Below are 555 nucleotides of genomic sequence, written 5' to 3' on the forward strand. Positions count from 1 at the left end.
AAGTTATTTAGAATCTAAAGAAATCCTAATTAAATTACTAGACCTAGTAGAAAAAAAATCAAGTGGCGTCATTCATGACTTGTCTATAGACTCCATTGAAAAATATGCAGCCATATCCATTGACGACCTATTACCAATACTTAGTATTTCTAAAGAAGCTTATGATGCTCTGTTACTAGGTGGTGATAGAAAAGCAATTAAAAATGCATCAATTATCCAGCGAACACTATCTTCAGCCGGAGCCGGAGATGAAGAGATAGAATATTGTTCCAGATGTAAAACCAATTGGGATATATGGCTTAGAAATAATAGGCATATAATATCAGAACTTGACCTTCAAACAATAAAAAGCCATGTTACCGGATTACTTAACAATGCAATTGGAAATAAGCACTCACTTAAAATATCAGAATTACGACAACCAATAAAAGTTCTAGAGAATGAATTAAAACTTCAAGGCTTGCTATACGACCTTGATATCAATTTAATTCTAGGTGCAGTTTTCGCTGAACTCGTAAAGGCAAAATCATGAATTTTGATACATTTTTTGACCGC

Annotated in this window: 1 protein-coding gene; it reads left to right on the forward strand. The window is 33.2% G+C overall.

Going from position 1 to position 555, the window contains the following annotated elements; genetic code table 11:
• Positions 1-532 (forward strand): hypothetical protein (locus tag LD28_RS23305; RefSeq protein ID WP_206538729.1); only part of this gene is annotated, 532 nt, incomplete at its 5' end.
• Between the last annotated feature and the right edge of the window lie 23 nt (positions 533-555).

Source organism: Aeromonas finlandensis (assembly GCF_000764645.1).
Taxonomy (GTDB): domain Bacteria; phylum Pseudomonadota; class Gammaproteobacteria; order Enterobacterales; family Aeromonadaceae; genus Aeromonas; species Aeromonas finlandensis.